Raw genomic sequence first — 19,940 nt, forward strand, 5'->3', positions numbered from 1 at the left:
GCCTTTCCCCTATGGCATCCCATCAGGGCGTCACCCTCAGGATGCCCCAGACGCCGCCATCGAACACATCCGGCATCTGGTTGCGGAACAGGTAGTCCCCGGTCACCCCGGCCGGCCCGCCGGCCTGCTCGATCACGACGTTGTAGTGCAGCGCCGGGCCGATCGCATCGCGCGAGCCCGTGGCCGGGGAGGGCGCATAGCCGGTGGCCGTGCGCACCCCCTCGATCCGCTGGGACGGCACGGTGTCCGAGGCGTAGGGCAGCATGGACCAGTTGTGCCCATGCAGGTTGAACACGCCCGAGCGCCCATGCCCGCCGGGCTGCAGCAGGCGGAAGCGGATCTCCTGCCTCGCCTTCGCGGTGAAGACAGGGGTGTTTGGGTCGCCACCAACCTGGCCGTTCGAGAGCGCATTCGCGAAGTTCAGGTTGCGGGTGATTTCCGGGTTCTCCCCAGGCGCGTGGCCCAGCCGCGCCCAGAAGGGCTCCGTACGGTAGTTCACGGCGGCATTGCCGGAGTCGATGGAGTCGCTCAGTCCCTTGCAACCCGTCTGGATGATGCTCTCGGGCATGCCGTCCGCATTCGTGGGCTCCAGGCCCTCGGCAGCGCCCACCGGGCAAACCGGCCTGCCGCCCGCCCGGAGGTTCAGGTCGTCCTGGAACATCAGGGTGAAGTCCCGGAACTGCCGTCCTCCCGGCAGGGTGACGGTCGCCGCCAGGCGGGTGTTGCTGTCCGTGGTCCAGGTCGCGCCCTGCGGCAGCACCACGAGCCCCGCGATCAGGCCCTTGTTGCTGTGCCGGAGCCTGTCCGCGGGCATGAGGTTGACCGCGCCGAACTCCACCGGCGTCGCGATCAGGTCGTTCGTCGCGCTCTGGGTCAGCAGGCCCGCATACCAGCGATAGGTCGTGCTGTCGCCGGGAGCGACGGTCTGCTTCACCGGGCGCGTCGTGTTCGTGGGTATCCGGTTGAGGCCGACATTCAGCCCGTCGTTCCGCGTGACATCGGTCGCGATGAGCTGCGGGTTGAGGCCCACCTCCATCGAGGGCCGGAGCTGGTTGGCGTTGAAGCGTTCCACCAGCAGCGGGAGCATGTAGAAGCCCTGGTTCGCCGGCGCGATCACCTGCTCCGCCCAATTGGCGGGCAGGCGGTTCGTCAGCGTCACCTCGATGCAGTCGCCGGCCGCGGCGCGGAGCAGGAGCGGCTCCACCGGCACGCCCGCCTTCAGCTTGCCGCCGATCAGATCGCTGTCGAGCACATACATCGCCCCCGTGGGGTCGGTGATGGGCCCGCGCTGGCCGGCATAATTCCCGGGACGGTTGTTATAGATGATGCCCTGCGCACCGATCGCTTGGCTCGCCGCGACCGCCGACACGGCGTAGCGCCGCATCGGCGCCCCCACGGGGCAGACGCCGTTGAAGTTGGGCAGGTTGCGCAGGTTGCCCGTGACGCCGAGCTGCACCGTCTCGCCATTGTTCAGGCGCTGGTTACGCGGGTTGGTCGGAACCTGGTTGTTGGGCAGGGCCCTGAGATCGCCGCGCTGGTACTCATAGGCGCGCAGCAGGCCCCAGACGCCGTGCCAGTAGCCGTCAACGCTCGCGGAGACGGAGTAGAGATGGTCCGTATGCGGCCCGATATCGCCCTCGGGGGCAACGATCGGCACTTCGAACTCGAAATGCTCCGAGATCGCCTGCATCTGGGCCGAACGCCAGCCCGAGTTCCGGTCGTGGTTGTTCATCAGCCACCGCAGCCCGCTGAAGTGGATCGGGTGCGGCTCCTCATGCGCGCCGGCCAGCATGCGGATCTGCACCCGGTCACGCCGGTACACGCGCAGGAGCGGCGTCCAGGGATCGCCGGGCTGCACGCCCGAGGTCAGCGCAGGAATGTTGCTGGGCTGGCTGTTCAGCGATGGCATCGCACGCTGCACGTCCGAGCGGAAGGCATAGGCCGGATCGCCGGCCCGGCCCGCCGCCTGAGCGCCGCGCCCGCTGCCATCCGCCCGCGCCGCGTTCGGATCATAGAGGCGCAGCGCCAGCGGCTCGTTGCGGTAGTTCACGAGGAAGGTGCCGGGATCCTGCGCCGAGACGGCCTCCGGGCAGGGTGGCGCACCACCGCCGGGGCATGTCCTCGCTCGCTCCTGCAGATAGGGCAGCCCGATCCGCGCGCGGTGCGGCGGGTTGATGGCGCGCGACGGATCCGCCGTGGTCTGCCCGGTCGCATCAATGCCGCCGCCCGCCTCATAGGCGCTGGCGAAATCGGCGACCTGCAGGACGAACTCGCGATAGGCATCGGCAGGATTGGCGGGGATGACATTCGCCATCCAGCTCGTCGGCCCGCCATCGGCGCGGCCCCGAGCGTTCAGCGCCCGCCCCGTCTCGGGGTGCTGCCAGCTCGTCCCCTCGGGAGCGACGACGAGAGCGGCGTAGAGGCCGTTCTGCTGGTGCGTCGAGGGGCCGAAATGGTCATGCGTGAAGACGGTGCGCAGCGCGTTGTCCCGCTTCTGCTGGTTCACGAGGCGATCGGCATACCAGCGCTGAACCGAGGTCTGCGCGCCGATCCACTCATTGTTGGGTCCGGCCCCGAAGAAGGGATGGGCGCGCGCCACGGGGCAGCGGCCATTCTCCTCGTCATCCCGGCAGGCATAACGGTACCGGATGGCGTGGATGCGCTCGCGCACCTCGGCCGGCGCCATGGTGCCGTCCTCGTAGTTCCACCCGTTCCCGCTACCGTCGGAGCTGGTGACGTCGAACTTCACGAGGTGGATATGCTGACCGACGATGTCGGTCGGGGTACGCACCTGGTAGTCGTCGAGGCTGCTTACCGCCGGCATCAGGTTGGTGTGGTGGAATTCGATGCAGTCGCCCGAGTTGGCGCGCATCACCAGCGGTTCTGGCGCGCGGGTGCCCTGCAGCGTGGGCAGCACATCGGACCAGAGGGAGAGGAGCCGGCCCTGCGGGTAGTGCCATCCCGCCCGGTTGATCCTGAGATCCATCTGGAACGCCGCACCCTTGTAGACGCGCATCTGCTGCGACGCGTCCCCGCCCGTGTCGGTTACGCAGGGGTCGGCGAAGGGAGCGCCGCGCACGGGCGGGCGGCCATTGGTGATGAAGGCCCGCGGCGTGCCCTCCGGCGTCACGCTCGGATGGGCACGGCGGCTGTGGAACGCCATCGCGGCCTGCTCGATCGGAGCGCCATCCTCCGGCAGCCAGCGGATCTCGAGGGACTCGCTGATCTTGTCGAGGCTGTGGCGGCTCAGATCCGCGGTCGCCTCGCCGGCGGTCACGATATGGCGCCGCAGCCCGCCATTGTTGATCATGTCCATCGGCGGCCGCGGCGGCCTGTTACCGGCCCGGCCGGGAACGAAGAAGGGAAAGCCCGGATTGTCCTCCGCGCTGACGCCCTCGGCCAGAACGGGCTGGCCGTTCTGGATGTGCACCGGCGCCGGCAGCGGCGCGAGGGCCATGGTGGGGATGGGGACGACCGCAGGGATGGGGGTTCCGGCCTGGATCTCGCCATCCGGCAGCGCCCGGGAAAGAGGCGCCACGCGCCCGTCAGTCTCCAGTTCCGTGCCGTGCTCGAACACGTCATGGACCCGCCACAGCCCCCACATGCCCTGCGCGAAATGCGGGTAGAGGTGGCAATGGAAGATGCTGTCGCCCACGGTCTGGTTGCGGTTGCCCGATCCGTTGAACGCGATCTCGTAGGTGTAGCCGGAACCAGGGGCGATCAGCTGGCTGTCGAGGTAGGAAGAGTTGGACTCGTCGGGGTTGTAAAGCCACTGATGCGCGTGCAGGTGGAAGATATGCGCTTCCTTGCCCATATGCACGTTCCGCATGATCACGCGGTCGCCGAGATAGCTGTTGTAGACGTTCGAGGGATCATCCGGGTAGAGCGCGCGCGTGGCCGCCGGGGCATTCGGATCCCGCTGGTTGTTGGAACCGAGCTGCGTGTTCGCGGGGTTGTCCACGACCAGCGCCGGATCGCCGCCCGCCCATGAGCTGAGGAAGAACTCCTCGTACTTGCACTCGGCGCATTGCGCCGTGGGGCCGAGCTGGAAGCGGTTGGCCAGGATCTGCGCCCCGGCACCGTTGATGCCGTAGTTGATGCCGAAGGCGTCGCGCACGCTGTGCAGCGTGTGCCCCAGCTCGGCATCCTCGAATTGCGGGAAGGCCTGGATGGACTTCACCTCGTCATGGAACTGCAGGACGAACTCGCGGTAGGGATCCCGCCTGTCGCGCGTTCCCGAAGGTACGCCGCCCTCCGTTGTGCCCTGCATTTCCGTCGCGTTGGGCTCGAGGACGCTGTTCGCGAGGAAGGTCCCCGCCTCGAAGCGGCCACGGCCAGGCCCCGTGATGATGGCGTTGGTATCGCCATGCACGATCTTGCCGCCCTGCAGCATGGCCAGGATCGGGCGGCCGGCCAGAGGGTGCCCGGCGGGGTACACGGCATCGTAGTCGATGTCCGGATGACCCGTCGAAAGCTGGGCAAAGCTGCCATCGGCATTGCGCTTGGTGGCCCGGTCGAGATCGGCGCGGCTCAGCTGGCTGCGATACCACTCCGAGTTCCGTGGCTGGACGGCAAGGGCGCCGAACATGCCGAAGGCGGCGGAGCCGATATTGCTCTCGCCGCCCGTCTGCACGGCCGGGTTGTAGAAGCTGAAGACGCCCTCTCGCGAGGCGAGGACCCGGTAGGTCCTCGTGGCGCCCGGAGCGGCAAGGCTGGAGGCGTTGGCGCCCACATTCGCGCCGTCATCCGAGATGCCGCTTATGTAGTTCACGCCGGCCACATGCAGGCCCGCGGCGCGCGTCGCCGGCTGGTCCACAGACACGCCCGGGACCGACAGGGGCGAGGAGCCGAGCAGGTTCTGGAATTTGATGGTCAGGCAGTCGCCGACATTGGCCCGCAGCACCAGCGGGCGCGGGCGCTTGTCCTCGCGCAGCTTCACCCGCCCGGCCGACAGGTTCTGACTGCCATCCAGGCCGACCACGTCGCCGCGGAGCGCGTAGATCATGTAGCCCGGGTGATGGGCGCCGTAGCGGTTGAACAGCACGGCCTGGTCGAGCGCGACAACATCGGCCGTGAGTTCCCGCTGACAGGCCACGCTCTGGGCCTGCGCCTGCGGTGCGACCATTGCGGCGACGATGAGGGTGGCAGCCACGGCTCGCGGCCCGATTGCCGCGCCGATCCCGCGCCATGGGTTACTTGGAAACCCGTCGAACATTTCTAGTCCCTCGCCTGTTGATTCTTCCGCGTATCGGTCGAACAACCTCGACCCGTGCTTAGCAGGCCTAAATCCCAACTCGCCGTTTTCTTGAATCGTTACTTTGTTAAACTTTCGTATAACTTGAAACCCGAAGAAAAAGGGTTGCTTCGGTGACGTGCTGCAGCAATGATGAACGAAGAAGCGAGCTCATTTCCACTGCGAATTACGCGGTAGAATTCATGCAAGTTGTCAAAGATCTTTACATCGCCGCACAGAAACGGGCGAATCAACGAGTTACGAGAGGGAAGGCGAAGAGAATGCCGCGCTACAACCCGCCAAATCACGTCAACGTGAATCACCTGCCCTGCAACCGACACGCCTTCGGCATCTCTGGGGAGTTCTGAGCCGTGCCGTCACCGAGCAACTGGGGCAATTCGTTTGCCGACCTGATGGGGATCCCCGTCAACACGCCGACCTTCGGCGCTGGCACTGTCCAGTCCAGGCCTGTCGTGGGCGACAATTCCGGCGAGAACTTCGGCATCGCCTATCTCACCACCACCACCGGCCTGCAGCCCGTCACCCGCGTGCAGTTCCAGGCCTTCGACCATGTGCTCGGCCCCATGAACGAGATCCTGCCGGGTCCGGTCGTGATGGATGATGGCTTCGGCACCATCCTCGGTGGGCCTTCCATCGTGGGATGGGGTGATGGCTATGCCGCGGTCTGGCAGGAGCAAGCGTCGGCGGGCGGACCGATCCTGCTCAAGGCGCGCGTGACCGGTCCGGTCGGATTGCTTGGGGACGAATTCGCGCTGTCGATCCCCGGCACCCAGGCCCCGGGCTTCCGGCAGCACAGTGTTTCCATCTCGGCTTATGAAAAGGTTCTGGGCCCGGATCCGGCCGATCCGGAGCGCGACCTGGCCACGGCCGGCTTCACCGTGGTGTGGGTCGAGGAAGCCGACGGCGTTGCGCCGCGCGTGAAGATGCAGCGCTTCCAGATCGTCAACAACGATGCCGGCGAACCCCATGCGGTGGCGGCTGCCGGCCAGGATGGCGAGGCCAGCCAGGGCGCCAATGGCGTGCTGGATCTCGGCGCAGGAACCAGCCCTTCCGTGGCCGTGCTGCATGATGGCGAGACGGCCATCATCTGGATCGACCCGACCGGCCGCCTGCGCGGCGAGCTGCGGGACGCGGCCAATGGCGACGTGATCCCGCCGCCCGGCCTCCAGATGAACGACGTCCTGGGCACCCACACCGTCGCCCCGGGCCATGCCGCACAGGTGGTTCCGCTCGGCGCAGGCAATTTCGGCGTCTTCTGGGTGGCCCCCAAGGGCGGCGGGGCCCCGGCCACCGACCTCGTCATCATGGGCCAGACCTTTGCCCTGGCGGATGGCGCGGTAACCTGGGTGCCGAGCGCCGCCAACATGATCGTCGACCTTCCCGAGGGCCCCAACGGCTATGCCGGGCACTTCAAGGCGGCCGGGCTCGGGGAGGCCAATGAAGGCGGCATCATCTCCTACGGGACGACCGATGGGCGCCTCTTCGCGCAGAACTTCGATGCCGCGGCCCTTCCGCCAATGAATGGCAGCACCGCGCTGCCGCCTCATGAGATCACCCTGGGCATCAACTCCGCCGGCGCGGGCCAGCACGGCCTCGCCAGCCTGGTCAGCGACCGTGCCGTGCTGGTGACGCAGAACGCGTCGGGCGACATCGTCGCGCAGATCGTGGACACGCGCTCGCCCGGCCAGCACCTCGTCGGCGACCGTGTCGACCTCAACGGCAACGGCACGATCGATGAGGTGGATGCACGGCCCGATCTCATCGTCGGCACGATCGGGAACGACCTGATCGTGGCCGACCGCGGCGACACCGAACGCAGCCGCAGTGACGACGACACGGTCCACGGCGCGCTGGGCAACGATACCCTTTATGGCGGCGGCAGCAACGACATCCTGGATGGCGGCGAGGGGAACGATGTCGCGGCCTATCGCGGCAGCCAGGACCGCTACTCCATCACGCTGAACGGCGATGGAAGCTACACCGTCAAGGACATGCGGCTCCAGAACCGCGACCGTGACCCGGGCCCGGACGGCCAGGACATCATCACCGATATCGAGCAGCTTGCCTTCGGCGCCTCCATCGGCACGGTGCTCGGGACCGGAGGCGCGCTGGACATCAGCAACGCCGTCCGGGTCTCGACGGAGCTGTTCGCCCAGATCCTCCCGCCCGCCCAGCACTCCGTGCCCGAGGGCACACCGCAGCCATGGGGGCTCTCCAGCACGGACGGCTTCACCGTCAATGCACCGGCCGCCAATGCCTTCCCCGATTCCTACACGGGGGCGCAGGCCGCACCCATCGCCGTGGCGATGGAGAACAGCTTCAGCTTCGTGTGGCAGTCCGGGAACAACGTCTATCTGAAAGCCTATGACCCGCTCGGCCGGCACGACACCGCGTTTGGCGGCGCCGCCCAGGTCTTCCGTCTCAGCATCGATCCGGAGGATAGCGTCACCGAGCAGGTTTCCGGCCTTGAAGCCGCAATGGCCGGCGATCTCGGCGTGGTGGCCGTGTGGCAGGAGAGCGATGGTGCCGGTGGCGCGAGCGTCATCAAGGGCCGCCTGAGCTCGGCGGTCGGTGGCGTGACGGGCGCTGGCGAATTCCAGGCGGATGCGCCGGCCGCCGGCCGCTCGCAGCGGGATGCCGCGGTGGTCGGCTACGAGATCGTGGATGCCGCCAACGACACGATCGAGTTCGGCTTCAACCTCGTCTATACGGAGGCGTCCGGCACGGGCAGCTCCGGACGCATCCTGCTCGACCGCTTCGTCATCCCGGTGGATGCCACCGGGCTGGAGCAGGCGCCGGTCTCCCGCCCTGTGAACGGGACGGATACCGGCCAGTTCGTCATTGCCGAGAACGGCCGGAATGCTGACATCACCGTCCTGCATGACGGCGAGATGATCGTCAGCTATGTGGACGGAACCGATCTGAAGGTGGCGGTCCTCACCACGGTCACCGACGCGAGCGGCAATACGACCTTCGAGAACATGGTCACCACCGGGTCGCTGGGAACGGTTCCCGCCGGGGTGAAGCCCCAGGTGGCCAGCCTGACCACAGCCTTCCTGGTGGCCTACACTGACGCTTCAGGGGCCATCCGCGCCCATGTGATGGCACCGGGGGGCGGGGGCTGGACTATCACGGCCAGCATCGCACCCATCCCTCTGCCTGCGGGCGCCACGGGCGTCTTCCAGATCAGCCCGACGGCTGAGGATGACTTCGGCACCGGCTTCGCCATCTACTACGAGGTGGGTGGGGGCGCCGGAACCAGTTCCATCCGCGGCCAGGTCTATGGCTATGATGCCAAGCCGATCGGCGGCACCTTCAACGTGTTCAACGAGGGCTCCACCCCCTCGGCCAGCGGCTTCTCGGCGGCTGGCCTCGGCGACGGGCGGCTCGTGATCGCGGCGGCCGGCCAGGCGGTCGATGGGCTCGACACGGATGGCGCCGTCATCGCCAAGGTGCTCGATACCCGCGTGCCGGGCGAGCAGATCATCGGACCCCGCGAAGGGGCGCCGAACGACCTGCTCATCGGCACCGCCGGCAATGACGCCATCGATGGCCGGGAAGGCGAGGACGAGGCGCATGGCGGCCTGGGTGACGACGTCGTCATCGGCGGCAGCGAGAACGATGCCCTCTTCGGCGAAGCGGGCAACGATACGCTGATCGGCGGCAGCGAGAATGACCTGCTCGATGGCGGCGATGGGAACGACCTGCTCCTCGGTGGTTTCGGGGCCGACAGCATGGATGGCGGCAACGGCACCGACACCATCTCCTACCAGGGCGAGTTCGCGCGCTTCAGCATCAACCTGCTGAACGGCATCACGAGCAGCACCCGCAACCCCGCCACGGGAGCGGCCATCGCGCTGGCGATCGAGGACGTGTTCACGGGTATCGAGAATGCCACCGGTGGCGAGGCGAACGACACGATGACCGGCAATGCGCTGGACAACGTGCTGGATGGCCGCGCCGGGAACGACGTGATCGATGGCGGCGATGGGCGTGACGTCCTGGCGGGCGGAGATGGCGCCGATACGCTGAGCGGCGGCGCGGGGGATGACACGCTGTCCGGAGGTATGGGCAACGACAGCATCCTCGGCGGCGATGGAACGGGCGACGAGGTTATGTTCAGCGGCACGCGCGCGGCCTATCGCGTGACCTACAACCGGACGACCCTGGCCTTCACGATCGAGCACATGAATGGCGGGGAGGACGGGACCGACATCATCCAGGGGGTGGAATGGTTCCACTTCCAGGGGGAGCGGGTTTCGGCGACCCAACTGGCGAACAACCCGACACCCCCGCCACCTGCCGAGGGCATCATCGTCCGCGGCACGGCCAACGCGGACACGCTCCGTGGCTCGATCGGGAATGACGAGCTGCTGGGGCTGGGAGGCAATGACTCCCTGATGGGCATGGCCGGCGATGACACCATCGACGGCGGCGCCGGTGACGATACGCTCGATGGTGCGGGCGGGAACGATCTTCTGGTGGGCGGAGCCGGTTTCGACCTCCTTCTCGGCGGGGCAGGCAACGACATCCTGGATGGTGGAGGAGGGCTGGACACGCTGAACGGCGGCGCCGGGGCCGACACGCTGAACGGCGGTTTCGGCACGGATGTCCTGAACGGCGAAGCCGGGAACGACCTGCTGGATGGCGGCGCCGGGGCCGACACGATGAGTGGCGGCCTTGGGAACGACATCTTCCTTGTCGATCACATCGGCGACGTGCTCATCGAACTCGCGGGGGAGGGCATCGACACCGTCCGCTCCTCGGTGGGCTTCGTGCTGACAGAGGGCAACAATATCGAGAACCTGGAACTGGTTGAGGGAGAGGCTGGCGCGCCGAGCCTCGACCTGAACGGGACCGGCAACAGCCTGGCCAATCGCATCTCCGGCAACAACGGGAACAACTTCCTCCAGGGCCTGAACGGCAACGACACGCTGGTCGGCAACGGAGGAAACGACACGCTCGACGGCGGAGCGGGGATCGACAGGATGGAGGGCGGCCTGGGGGACGACTTCTACATTGTCGACAACGTGTCCGACCAGGTGGTCGAGGCGCTGAACCAGGGCACGGACACCATCCGGGTCACCATTTCCGGGACGGTCACCGTCACCCTCAGCAACACGATCGAGCACCTGATCCTCGCCGGTAATTCCAACCTGAGCGGCACCGGCAACGCCCTGGACAACAGCATCACGGGCAATGCCGCCGCCAACACGCTCCTGGGCCTCGGCGGTGCGGATACGATCGACGGCGCGGGGGGCGCGGACTCGCTCGATGGTGGCGCCGGAAATGACAGCCTCATGGGCGGGAACGGGGCGGACACCATCCTCGGCGGCATCGGGAACGACACCATCGAGGGCGGCGCCGGGGCGGATCGGCTGACCGGCGGGGCCGGGGCGGACGTGTTCGTCTACAACCTCCTCACGGACAGCCGGGCCGGTGCGGCAGGGCGCGACACGATCACCGATTTCGAGAGAGGCATCGACAAGATCGATCTCCGGGGCATTGCCCTGGTGGGCGATGCGGACGGTGACTTCACCTTCATCGGAAACGCCCTTCCCCCGGGGAACGGCCAGGCGACCGTGCGCTACATCACCGGCAGCAACCTGGTCTCGATCGATATCGGCGATGGAGGCACGGCCGAGATGACGATCCAGCTGAATGCCGGATCGGCGCTCACTCAGAACGACTTCCTGTTCTGAGGATGAGGGCGGCGCACCCGCCCGGCATGTCCGGGCGGGTGCGCCCCTGACTGGACTGCCGCAGGGTGTGGCCGCGCTTCCGCTGCAACCGACATGGCGCGCGCCGCCAGTGCGGATGCGGATCGGCATGCCGTTTCCCTGGGCAATATTCCTCTCGTCACCCGAGTGAAACATGTTAGCGTCTCGATCGGGGATGGACGGAAACGGCTGAGTGGGGTCCGTTTGTTATGACACAGCCTGTGGCTGACCGATTCCCACCCGCTCCGAGGCGAGCGGTGGAATCGACGCAGTGGGTGTTCCTTGCCGGAACCGGCACTGCCCTCATGCCGCTGGCCCTGCTGCTCCCCTCCCCGGCCCTGCCCTTTGCCGCCGTGCTGGGTGGCCTCCTGCTCGCCCTTGCCTGGCTCGACCTGCGCTTCGGCATCGTCCACGCCGGGCTGGTCCTGCCGCTCCTGGCGGCAGGCGCCGCGGCAGCCATGCTGTCCTCGCCGGAGAGGCTGGGCGCGGCGGCCGCCGGGGCGGCAATCGGCTATGCCAGCTTCCGGATCATCGAGAGTGCCTTCCGCAGGCTCCGGGGGCATGAAGGGCTTGGGCGTGGCGATGCATGGGTTCTCGGCGCGGTGGGCGCCTGGGTCGGGCCTGGCGGCCTCGCGCCTCTCGTCACGGTCGCCGCGGCGCTGGGCCTCCTCATGGCCCTCTTCCGCAGCCGGCGTGTCGATCCCCGGGCGGAAATCCCCTTCGTGCCCGCCCTGGCCGTGGCTTCCTGGATCACCTGGATCGCGATCGGGGGAGCGCCGTCTTGGACCTGGCCCTGACGGATGATGCCGAGCGATGCCTGACGGACCTCCTTCTGAGCCGCGGCCTCGTCACGCCCGCCACGCTGGCCCGGGTGGAGGAAGCGCGGCGCGTTGCCCATGAATCGCTGATCCCGGCGCTGCTCGCCCTCGGCCTCGTCGGGGAGGACATCCTCGCGGCCACCGCCGCGGAAGCGCTCGGCCGGCCACTTCTGGCGCGCGACGACCTGCCGGCCGAACCCCCGATGATCGAGCGGCTCCCCTCGCGCTTCCTCCGCCGGGTGCGCGCGTTCCCGGTGCGGATCGAGGACGGGAAGCTGCTCCTCGCCCTTGCCGATCCGCTGGATGCCTTTGCGGTGCAGGCCGCATCCCTGGCCACCGGCATGTCCGTGACGGTCGCCGTCGCTCCCCCCGCCGCCATCGAGGCGGCGCTTGCAGGGCTGGAGACCGCGCCCGCGCCGCCCGAGGCGGTCACGGCGGACCTCGCCACCGCCGCGCCGGAGGATGCCGCAAGGCTGCGCGACCAGGCGAGCGAGGCGCCTGTCATCCGCCATGTGAACGCCCTCATTCTGCAGGCCGTGGAGAGCGGGGCCTCCGACATCCATCTCGAGGCCACGGAGGCCGGGCTGCGCACCCGGATGCGGGTGGATGGCGTGCTGCATCATCTCAGCACCGTGTCGCCCGCGCTCGGCACCGGCGTCATCTCCCGCCTGAAGATCATGGCGCGGCTCGACGTGGCGGAGCGGCGCCTTCCGCAGGATGGGCGCATGCGGATCGCGGTGCGCGGGCGCGACATCGACCTCCGCGTTTCCGTCATCCCCGCGATGGATGGCGAAGGGGTGGTGCTGCGCATCCTGGACCGCGGTTCCGTCGCGCTGGATTTCGACGCGCTCGGCTTCACGCCCGACGAAATCGCGGCCATGCACGGCCTCCTGGCCCAGACCAGCCGCATGGTGCTGGTGACCGGCCCGACCGGCAGCGGCAAGACCACCACCCTCTATGCCGCGCTGGGTTCGCTGGACCGGCAGCGCCTGAAGATCTGCACCATCGAGGACCCGATCGAGTACCGGCTTGAAGGGGTGAGCCAGGTGCAGGTTCGCTCCCAGATCGGCCTGACCTTCCCGAACGCCCTCCGCGCCATGCTGCGGCACGACCCCGATGTGATGCTGGTGGGCGAGATCCGCGACCCGGAGACGGCGGAGGTCGCGGTTCAGGCGGCGCTGACCGGCCATCTCGTGCTCGCCACCCTGCACACGAATGACGCGCCATCCGCTGTCGCGCGGCTGATGGATCTCGGCGTGCCGGATTACCTGATCTCCTCCGTGCTGCGGGGTGTGCTGGCACAGCGCCTCGTCCGCACCCTCTGCAAGGCCTGCCGGGAGCCCTATGAGCCGGCCCCGCCCTTGCTGGAGCGGCTTGGCCTTGCCCGGCTGGCCCAGGGCGCCCCGATCCGCCTCCACGCGCCGCGAGGCTGCCCGGCCTGCGGCGGCACGGGGTATCGCGGGCGCACGACCGTTCTGCAGGTGATGGATGTCACGGACGAACTCCGGGCGCTGATGCTCCGGCGGCCCGATGGCAACAGCCTGGCCAGCCTCGCCGCCTCCCAGGGCATGCTGACGCTGCAGGAGGCCGGGCTCCGCAAGGCCCTGGCGGGGATCACCTCGATCGAGGAGGTGATGCGCGTTGTCGGCGGAAGCTGAGGCGATGCCGGGCGCGCGCCACTTCGATTTCGTCGCCATCGCGGCGGATGGCCGCACCCTCCGGGGCCGGATCGAGGCGGAGAGCGAGCACGAGGCCGCGCGGCACCTGCAGCAGGGCGGTCACCTCCCGGTCGAACTTCGCCTGGCCGGCGAGGGCCCGGCGATCCGCGCGCCCCGCACGGCCGGCGACCTGAAGCTGCGCCCGCGGGAGCTTGCGCGGCTGACACGCGGCCTCAGCCTGCTTCTCTCGGCCGGGCTTCAGCTCGACGTGGCGCTCCAGGCCCTTGTCGGATCGGAAACGGCATCGACGGCCCGCAGGATCCTCAGGGGCCTGCACGAGACGGTGCGGGGGGGCTCCTCCCTTTCCGCCGCCGTGGCCGCCAGGCCCCTCGCCTTCCCCGCCTGGTACGCCGCCGCGATCGAGACCGCGGAGGGAACGGGCAAGCTGCCCGCCGTGCTCGACCGGCTCGCCATCGAGACACTCCGCCTGGAGCGGCTGGCGGACCGCGTGCGGGCGGGCCTCACCTATCCCGCCCTTGTCCTCGGCCTGTCGGGGGTGGTCATCGCCGTGCTCGTGACAGTGGTGCTGCCGGCCCTGGAACCGCTCTTCTCCGCCGCCGGGGACCGCCTGCCCGCCTCCACCCGCCTCATGCTCGACACGGCCGCCTGGCTGCGCGAATGGGGTGCCACGGCCCTGGCCGCGCTGCTGCTGGCCCTGCTGCTCGCACGCCGCGCCCTGGCGGCCCGGGAGGCGAAGCACTGGCGGGATGCGCGGGTGCTGAGACTGCCGCTGATCGGCATGCTGGTCTGGCGTGCGGCCACGGCGCGTTTCGCCCGGCTCCTCGGGGCATTGCTGGGCGCGGGGGTCCCGCTCGCCCAGGCGCTGCAGCATGCCAGCGGCGCGGTGGGCAATGTCGCGATCGGTTCCGGGCTTGAGAGGGCGGCCGCCCGCCTCTCCACGGGCACGGGATTCGCGGCAGCCCTGGCCGCCGAGAACGCGCTGCCCACCCTCGCCATCACGCTCATCGGCATCGGCGAGGAGGGCGGGCGGCTGCGCGAACTGCTCGATGAGGTCGCCATCGTCCATGAGGAGGACGCCGAGCGCATGGCGGAGCGCCTGATCGTCCTCCTCGTCCCCGGCGTCACCCTGCTTCTCGGCGGGCTCATCGCCGTCATCGTGATGACCACGCTCAACGCCATTCTCGGTGCCAACTCGGCCGTTCTGGGCAGCTCATGAAACACAGCCTGATGTTCGTCGCTTTCCTGCTTGGCCTCGCCTCCTGCGGCGAGCCGGAGTTGCGGGGGCGCGCGGCTTTCGACGAGGCGATGGCCCGTATCCAGGCCGCGAATCAGCGCCCACCCGCTGTCCAGCCGGTGGTCACCGGGAGCGTGACCCTGCCCGCCGCCACCCCGCCCCGGCGCCCGGCGGTCACCGAACCGGGCATGCAGGCGCGGGGCCCGCTGCGTTCCACGGGCCCTGCGGGCGCGGCCCAGGCGGGCGGCGGGTCCGTGACCCTCAACTTCGTCGAGGCTCAGGTGGCGCAGGTCGTGCAGACCGTGCTGGGGGACCTGCTCCGCGTCAACTACACCATCGACCCGCGCGTCACCGGCACCATCACCCTGCAGACGCAGCGGCCGGTGCCGGAGGAAGCCGCGCTGTCGCTCCTCGAATCCGCCCTGGCGGCGAATGGCGCCGCCCTGCTGCGCGGGGATCATGGGTACCGCGTCGCGCCGCTGGATGGCGCGCTGCAATCCGCCCCGCCGCTGGCCCGGCGCGCCGCGGGCGGGCAGCCCGGGCCCGGCTTCTCCATCGTGGCGCTGCCGCTCGTCCATGCGCGCGCCGCCGACATGCAGCGCGTGCTCCAGCCCCTTGTCCCGCCGGGCGGCTTCATCTCCGCGGACGAGGCCCGCAATATCCTCCTACTCGCCGGCACCGGCCCCCAGCTGAACACGCTGCTGGAAACGGTGGAGAGCTTCGATGTCGGCTGGATCCGGAGCCAGTCCGTGGCCTTGCTGCCGCTGGACTCCGCCCCGGCTGCCACAGTGGCCCAGGAGATCAGCTCCATCTTCGCCGGCGCGGAGGGCAGCGCGCGGGAAGGGCTGCGCGTGGTGCCCGTGGCACGGATGAACGCGGTGCTGGTGGTGGCGAGCCAGCCGCAGCAGCTTGAGCGGGTCCGCCGATGGGTGCGCAACCTGGATGCCGCCGGCATGGGCAGCGCGCCCCAGCTCTTCGTCTACAACGTGCAGTATGTGCGGGCGGCGGAACTGGCCGGCACGCTGCGGCAGCTGCTGCAGGGCGGCGGTGGGCGCACCGATCCGGCCTCCCTCCTGGCCCCGGGGCAGCAGGGCGTCCAGATGACGGGCGGCACCGTCGCGCCGATATCCGACATGCCCCTGGGCGGCGCCGGCAGCCCGGCCACCCAGGCCTCGCTGGCCGGCGGCAACGGCCAGGGGGCCGCGAACCCTCTCCTGGCCTCCGGCCGCGGGTCCCCTGCCACGCCGGCATCCATTCCTGGCATGCCGGCTCCCTTCGGCGCCCCGGGGCCGGCGGATGAAAGGAGCGGCCTGCCGGCAGCGGCGGTCCGCATCGTTGCCGACGAGGCGCAGAACGCGCTGATCGTCTATGCGAGCCAAGCGGATTGGCGCTTGGTCGAGCGCGCCGTGCTGCTGCTGGACCGCCCGCCCAACCAGGTGGCGGTGGATGCGATCATCGCCGAGGTCACGCTGAACCAGGAACTCGAATACGGCCTTTCCTGGTTCTTCCGCAGCGGGCGCTTCCAGTTCAACCTGGCCACCACGGCCGCGCAGACCGTTCCGGGCTTCAACCTCCTCTATTCCGGCGGCGCCGATGCCACGGTCGTGCTGCAGGCACTCGCGGGGCTGACCGATGTGCGCGTGATCTCCTCGCCCCAGGTCATGGTCCTCTCGAACCAGACGGCCCGGCTGCGCGTCGGCGATTCCGTTCCCATCGTGACCCAGCAGGCGACGGGCGGCGGGGTGACGGACACCCGCATCGTCAACTCCGTCTCCCTGCGCGACACCGGCGTGTCGCTGGATGTCACGCCCCGCGTGAATTCCGTGGGTGGCGTGCTGCTCGACGTGGACCAGGACATCTCCGATGCCGTGGCAACGACCACGAGCGGGATCGACAGCCCCACGATCCAGCAGCGCCGGCTCCGCACCGTCGTCTCCGTCGCATCGGGGGAAACGGTCGTGCTCGGCGGCCTCATCCGGGAGGCCGACAGCAATACCCGCACCGGCCTTCCCTTCCTGGTGAACATCCCGGTGCTGCGCGAGCTCACCGGCGTGCGTGGCACCTCCCGCCGCCGCACGGAGCTGCTGGTGCTGATCACCCCACGCGTGGTGCAGAATGTCGAGGACCAGCGCCGGGTGACGGAGGAGCTGCGCCTGCGCATGCAGAGCATGGCACCGCGCGACGAGCCGCGCCGGACCAACTACCATGCGCTTCCGTTGCGCTGAGCGGAGAGGTTTCGCCCTCGTCTTCGCGCTCTGGATCGCGCTCCTCCTCGGCGTCGCCGGAACCGTGGTCACGCGGCTCTCCTCGGCCGATGCCGGGGCCGCACGGATCGAGGCGGATCTGGCTGCGGCACGCAGCGCGGCGGAGGGCGGGATCTGGTACGCCGCCCATCAGCTCGCGGCGCGGGAGATATCCGCCCGCCCGCCCCGCTCGCGCTTCACGATCGCACTCGGCGGTGCCGGGGTGGTGGTGGACACGGTGGACGAGGACGGGCGCATCGATCTCAACACGGCGCCCGAGCCGCTCATCGCCGCCATGTTCCAGGCCGCGGGCCTGGAAGAGCCCGCGGCGCGGCAACTCGCATCCCGCGTTCTCGACTGGCGCGACCCCCTCTCCTCCCTCCGCCCCCGCACGGCCGGGACAGGCGGGGGAGGACCAAGGCGCCAGGCCTTCGTCACCGCGAATGAGCTTGCCCTGATCCCAGGCGTGGGGCTGGCGCTGGCCGAAGCACTGGAAGGCGCCGTCACCGTTCATACGAACAGCAGCTATCCGGCATGGGAGGCAGCGCCACCGGCCGTGCAGGCCATCCTGCAACATGCGGCGGGCGAGATGCCTGACAGGCAGGCTCAGGCCGGGCGGCCCGGCAACGCCGCTTCCATGGGTTCGCGGGCGGGGCGCCGGATGATCTGGCGCATCCGGTCGAGCGCGCAGCGCGGCGCTGTGACAGCGCATGTGGATGCCGTCGTGATGCTGGCGCCCAACGCTGGAACACCCGGCAGGATCCTGATGTGGCGCGGCGCCTCCCGAGCCGACGGATAGACATCCAGGGCAAGATGCTGCCGTTCGCCAGAAGCCCTGAGATTCATGGCTGATCTGAAGACGAGCGAACTTCGACCATCCCCGGATCGGGGAACACTTCCCTCCCGCGCGCAAGGCGGTCGCGAGATCACCGCGTCAGAATTCTTTACAGAAACGATCTTGGCGACTTATGATTTTCTGAGTCTCCCACAAGAGAACACGCAAATATCATCTTGCGCCGACTGAAACCGTTGCTGCGAAGAAGTGAAACTTGATAGGTTCCGCTCGCCGCCAATCAGGATGGCCGCTGCACTGGACAACGATGACATCCAGCTTTGCGCGCCATCCATGCTGACACGCCTTCGCCGGGAGACAGAAATGCGCTCTAAGTTGCTAGCCGGACTTCTCGCATCGGTTCTCGCCTTTGGCGCCGGAACCGCCGATGCGGCACTCCTGACCTATTCGAACCGCGCAGATTTCCTCGCCGACACGGGCGCGACATCGGCAAGCGGAGTCTTCCCTTCCGACCAGAGAGGGGCCTCCAGCATCAGGATTGGGCAGATTACCTATTCCGCTGCTGCGGCGGCAACGCCCTTCGACGTCGGCCTGATTGATTCGGCTCACTTCCCTGGCCAGCGGCTGCTCAGCGTCACGGGCCGCGACCAGCTCAACATCCGCTCGCATACGGCGCCCATCTACAGCCTCGGCTTCGACTTCGTCGAGCTCGAGAACGATCCGGGGCGCAATGGCCGGTTCATCGATTCCACCTTCACGGTGACGTTGCTGAACGGCGCGAGCAACATCATCGACATGTTCACCTTCAACGCGCCGAACGACGTGGCGGCATTCGTCGGCGTGTGGTCCACTGATCCCTTCGACCGCATCCGCATCCGCGAGACCGTAGGCGCCGCCGAGAACGAACTTTTCGGGCAGGTCTATACCGGGCGGACCGCGTTGGACATTTCGCAGATTCCTGTACCGGAGCCCGCAGCAGGCCTCGTGATGGGCATGAGCCTCCTGATGCTGGCCGGCGTGCTCCGCCGGCGGACAAGGCAGGCGCAATCCTGATCCATGCCGTTCCGCACGCCGCGGAACTCCGGCCGACTGCCCGGCTCCTCCAGCGGGACCGGGCAGTTCGCATGTCCCAAGCATACGCCGGCCACGCTCCCGCTCTCGCTGCGCCGGGGATGGAGGCGGACAGGTTGCTCGCTCCTCCTGGCCGGCTTCCTGGCAATGATGGCACTGCCTGGCCAGGCGCAGACGGCAGAACAGGACGGACGCCTGTGCCAGCAGGCCATTGCTGAGCAGGAACCTGGATCGGGCCTTCCGCCAGGCCTTCTCCATGCCATCGCCATTGTCGAAAGCGGCCGACGGCTTGCGCGCACGGGTCGGGTCATCCCGTGGCCCTGGTCCTACAATGTGAGTGGCCGGGGATACATGGCAGCCACCAAGGCGCAGGCGGTCGCCGAGGTCTCGGCGCTTCTCGCGGCAGGCCAGCGCTCGATCGATATTGGCTGCATGCAGATCAACCTGCTGCATCATCCCGAGAGCTTCTCCAGCCTGGATGAGGCTTTCGATCCCCAGGCCAATCTCCGCTATGCGGTGCGCTTCCTTCGGGAACTGCATGCGAGGCATGGGGACTGGAACATGGCTGTCCGGCGCTATCATTCGGGCCAGCCGGACCGCGGGGAGGCCTATCGCCAGCGTGTCGAAGCCGGCGCGGGCAGCATTCCTCAGCCGACGAGCGTTTCGGTCGTCCCCCCCGCGGCGCGTGCCTGGAGTTTCGCGCTGCTACCCGGCCTTGCCACGGCAGAGCGACAATCGGCAGAGCGGCACCAGGCGGCGCTCGCGCAACTTGCCACGCTCAGAAGCCTGGCCACCACGGATCCGGCCGCAGCACTCCGGGCCCTTGGCGACCCCCGGCAGTTCAGCGCCCTGTCGGCGGAGCAGCGCGCGGGGATGGCGAACCTCTCCCGGTTCTATGCGGGGGTGCAGGCCGCGCGCAGCAGGGCAAGGGCAGAACTGGGACATGGCGGCGCCCGGGCCACCCAGTCACTCGCGCGGACGCAGTAGGCCAGCGCGACGGAAGGGAGCTTCGCCGCAGTTGCAGGACCCCAGCGACATCGCCAGGGGCTTGGCGGAACGCTTCAGCTCTCTGATGTGTGCCGCTCGGCGAAGCCTTGCACACGCCCTCATCCGGAGGGCGGCGAGGCC

Annotated in this window: 9 protein-coding genes; 8 read left to right on the plus strand and 1 reads right to left on the minus strand. The window is 68.8% G+C overall.

Annotated features, from left to right (window positions below; translation table 11 throughout):
* Nucleotides 1-22 precede the first annotated feature (22 nt).
* Nucleotides 23-5,152, minus strand: a complete 5,130-nt coding sequence (locus J8J14_RS07145) for a cupredoxin domain-containing protein (RefSeq protein WP_209378782.1) — start codon at nt 5,150-5,152, stop codon at nt 23-25.
* A gap of 452 nt (nt 5,153-5,604) precedes the next feature.
* On the opposite strand from J8J14_RS07145, the gene J8J14_RS07150 reads away from it, so the two are divergent.
* The 8 genes from J8J14_RS07150 to J8J14_RS07185 all read left to right on the plus strand — a co-directional run bounded on the left by J8J14_RS07150 (nt 5,605) and on the right by J8J14_RS07185 (nt 19,799).
* A complete protein-coding gene (locus J8J14_RS07150; RefSeq protein ID WP_209378783.1) occupies nt 5,605-10,956 on the plus strand; it encodes a M10 family metallopeptidase C-terminal domain-containing protein in 5,352 nt (1,783 codons plus the stop codon).
* Nucleotides 10,957-11,231: 275 nt separating this feature from the next.
* Complete coding sequence (locus J8J14_RS07155) at nt 11,232-11,771, plus strand: prepilin peptidase (RefSeq protein ID WP_209378784.1); 540 nt, start codon at nt 11,232-11,234, stop codon at nt 11,769-11,771.
* Nucleotides 11,756-13,450 (plus strand): GspE/PulE family protein, encoded by a 1,695-nt coding sequence (locus tag J8J14_RS07160; protein WP_209378785.1) that lies wholly within the window; start codon nt 11,756-11,758, stop codon nt 13,448-13,450. Before J8J14_RS07155 ends, J8J14_RS07160 begins: the two co-directional genes overlap by 16 nt.
* Nucleotides 13,434-14,687 carry a type II secretion system F family protein gene (locus J8J14_RS07165; protein ID WP_209378786.1) on the plus strand — a complete coding sequence of 418 codons (1,254 nt, stop codon included), beginning with the start codon at nt 13,434-13,436 and terminating at the stop codon, nt 14,685-14,687. The genes J8J14_RS07160 and J8J14_RS07165 overlap by 17 nt, the downstream gene beginning before the upstream one ends.
* 11 nt (nt 14,688-14,698) lie before the next feature.
* Nucleotides 14,699-16,930, plus strand: coding sequence for a type II secretion system secretin GspD (gene gspD / locus J8J14_RS07170; RefSeq protein WP_209378787.1), 2,232 nt, complete (start codon nt 14,699-14,701; stop codon nt 16,928-16,930).
* The gene (locus tag J8J14_RS07175; protein ID WP_209378788.1) at nt 16,911-17,747 is read left to right on the plus strand and encodes a type II secretion system protein GspK; all 837 of its coding nucleotides are present in this window, start codon (nt 16,911-16,913) and stop codon (nt 17,745-17,747) included. Before gspD ends, J8J14_RS07175 begins: the two co-directional genes overlap by 20 nt.
* Before the next feature lie 279 nt (nt 17,748-18,026).
* Nucleotides 18,027-18,794, plus strand: a complete 768-nt coding sequence (locus J8J14_RS07180; protein ID WP_209378789.1) for a hypothetical protein — start codon at nt 18,027-18,029, stop codon at nt 18,792-18,794.
* A gap of 168 nt (nt 18,795-18,962) precedes the next feature.
* Nucleotides 18,963-19,799 carry a lytic transglycosylase domain-containing protein gene (locus J8J14_RS07185; protein WP_245215531.1) on the plus strand — a complete coding sequence of 279 codons (837 nt, stop codon included), beginning with the start codon at nt 18,963-18,965 and terminating at the stop codon, nt 19,797-19,799.
* Nucleotides 19,800-19,940 lie beyond the last annotated feature (141 nt).

Origin of the sequence: Pararoseomonas baculiformis (genome assembly GCF_017813395.1) — a bacterium.
In the GTDB taxonomy this organism is placed as follows: domain Bacteria; phylum Pseudomonadota; class Alphaproteobacteria; order Acetobacterales; family Acetobacteraceae; genus Roseomonas; species Roseomonas baculiformis.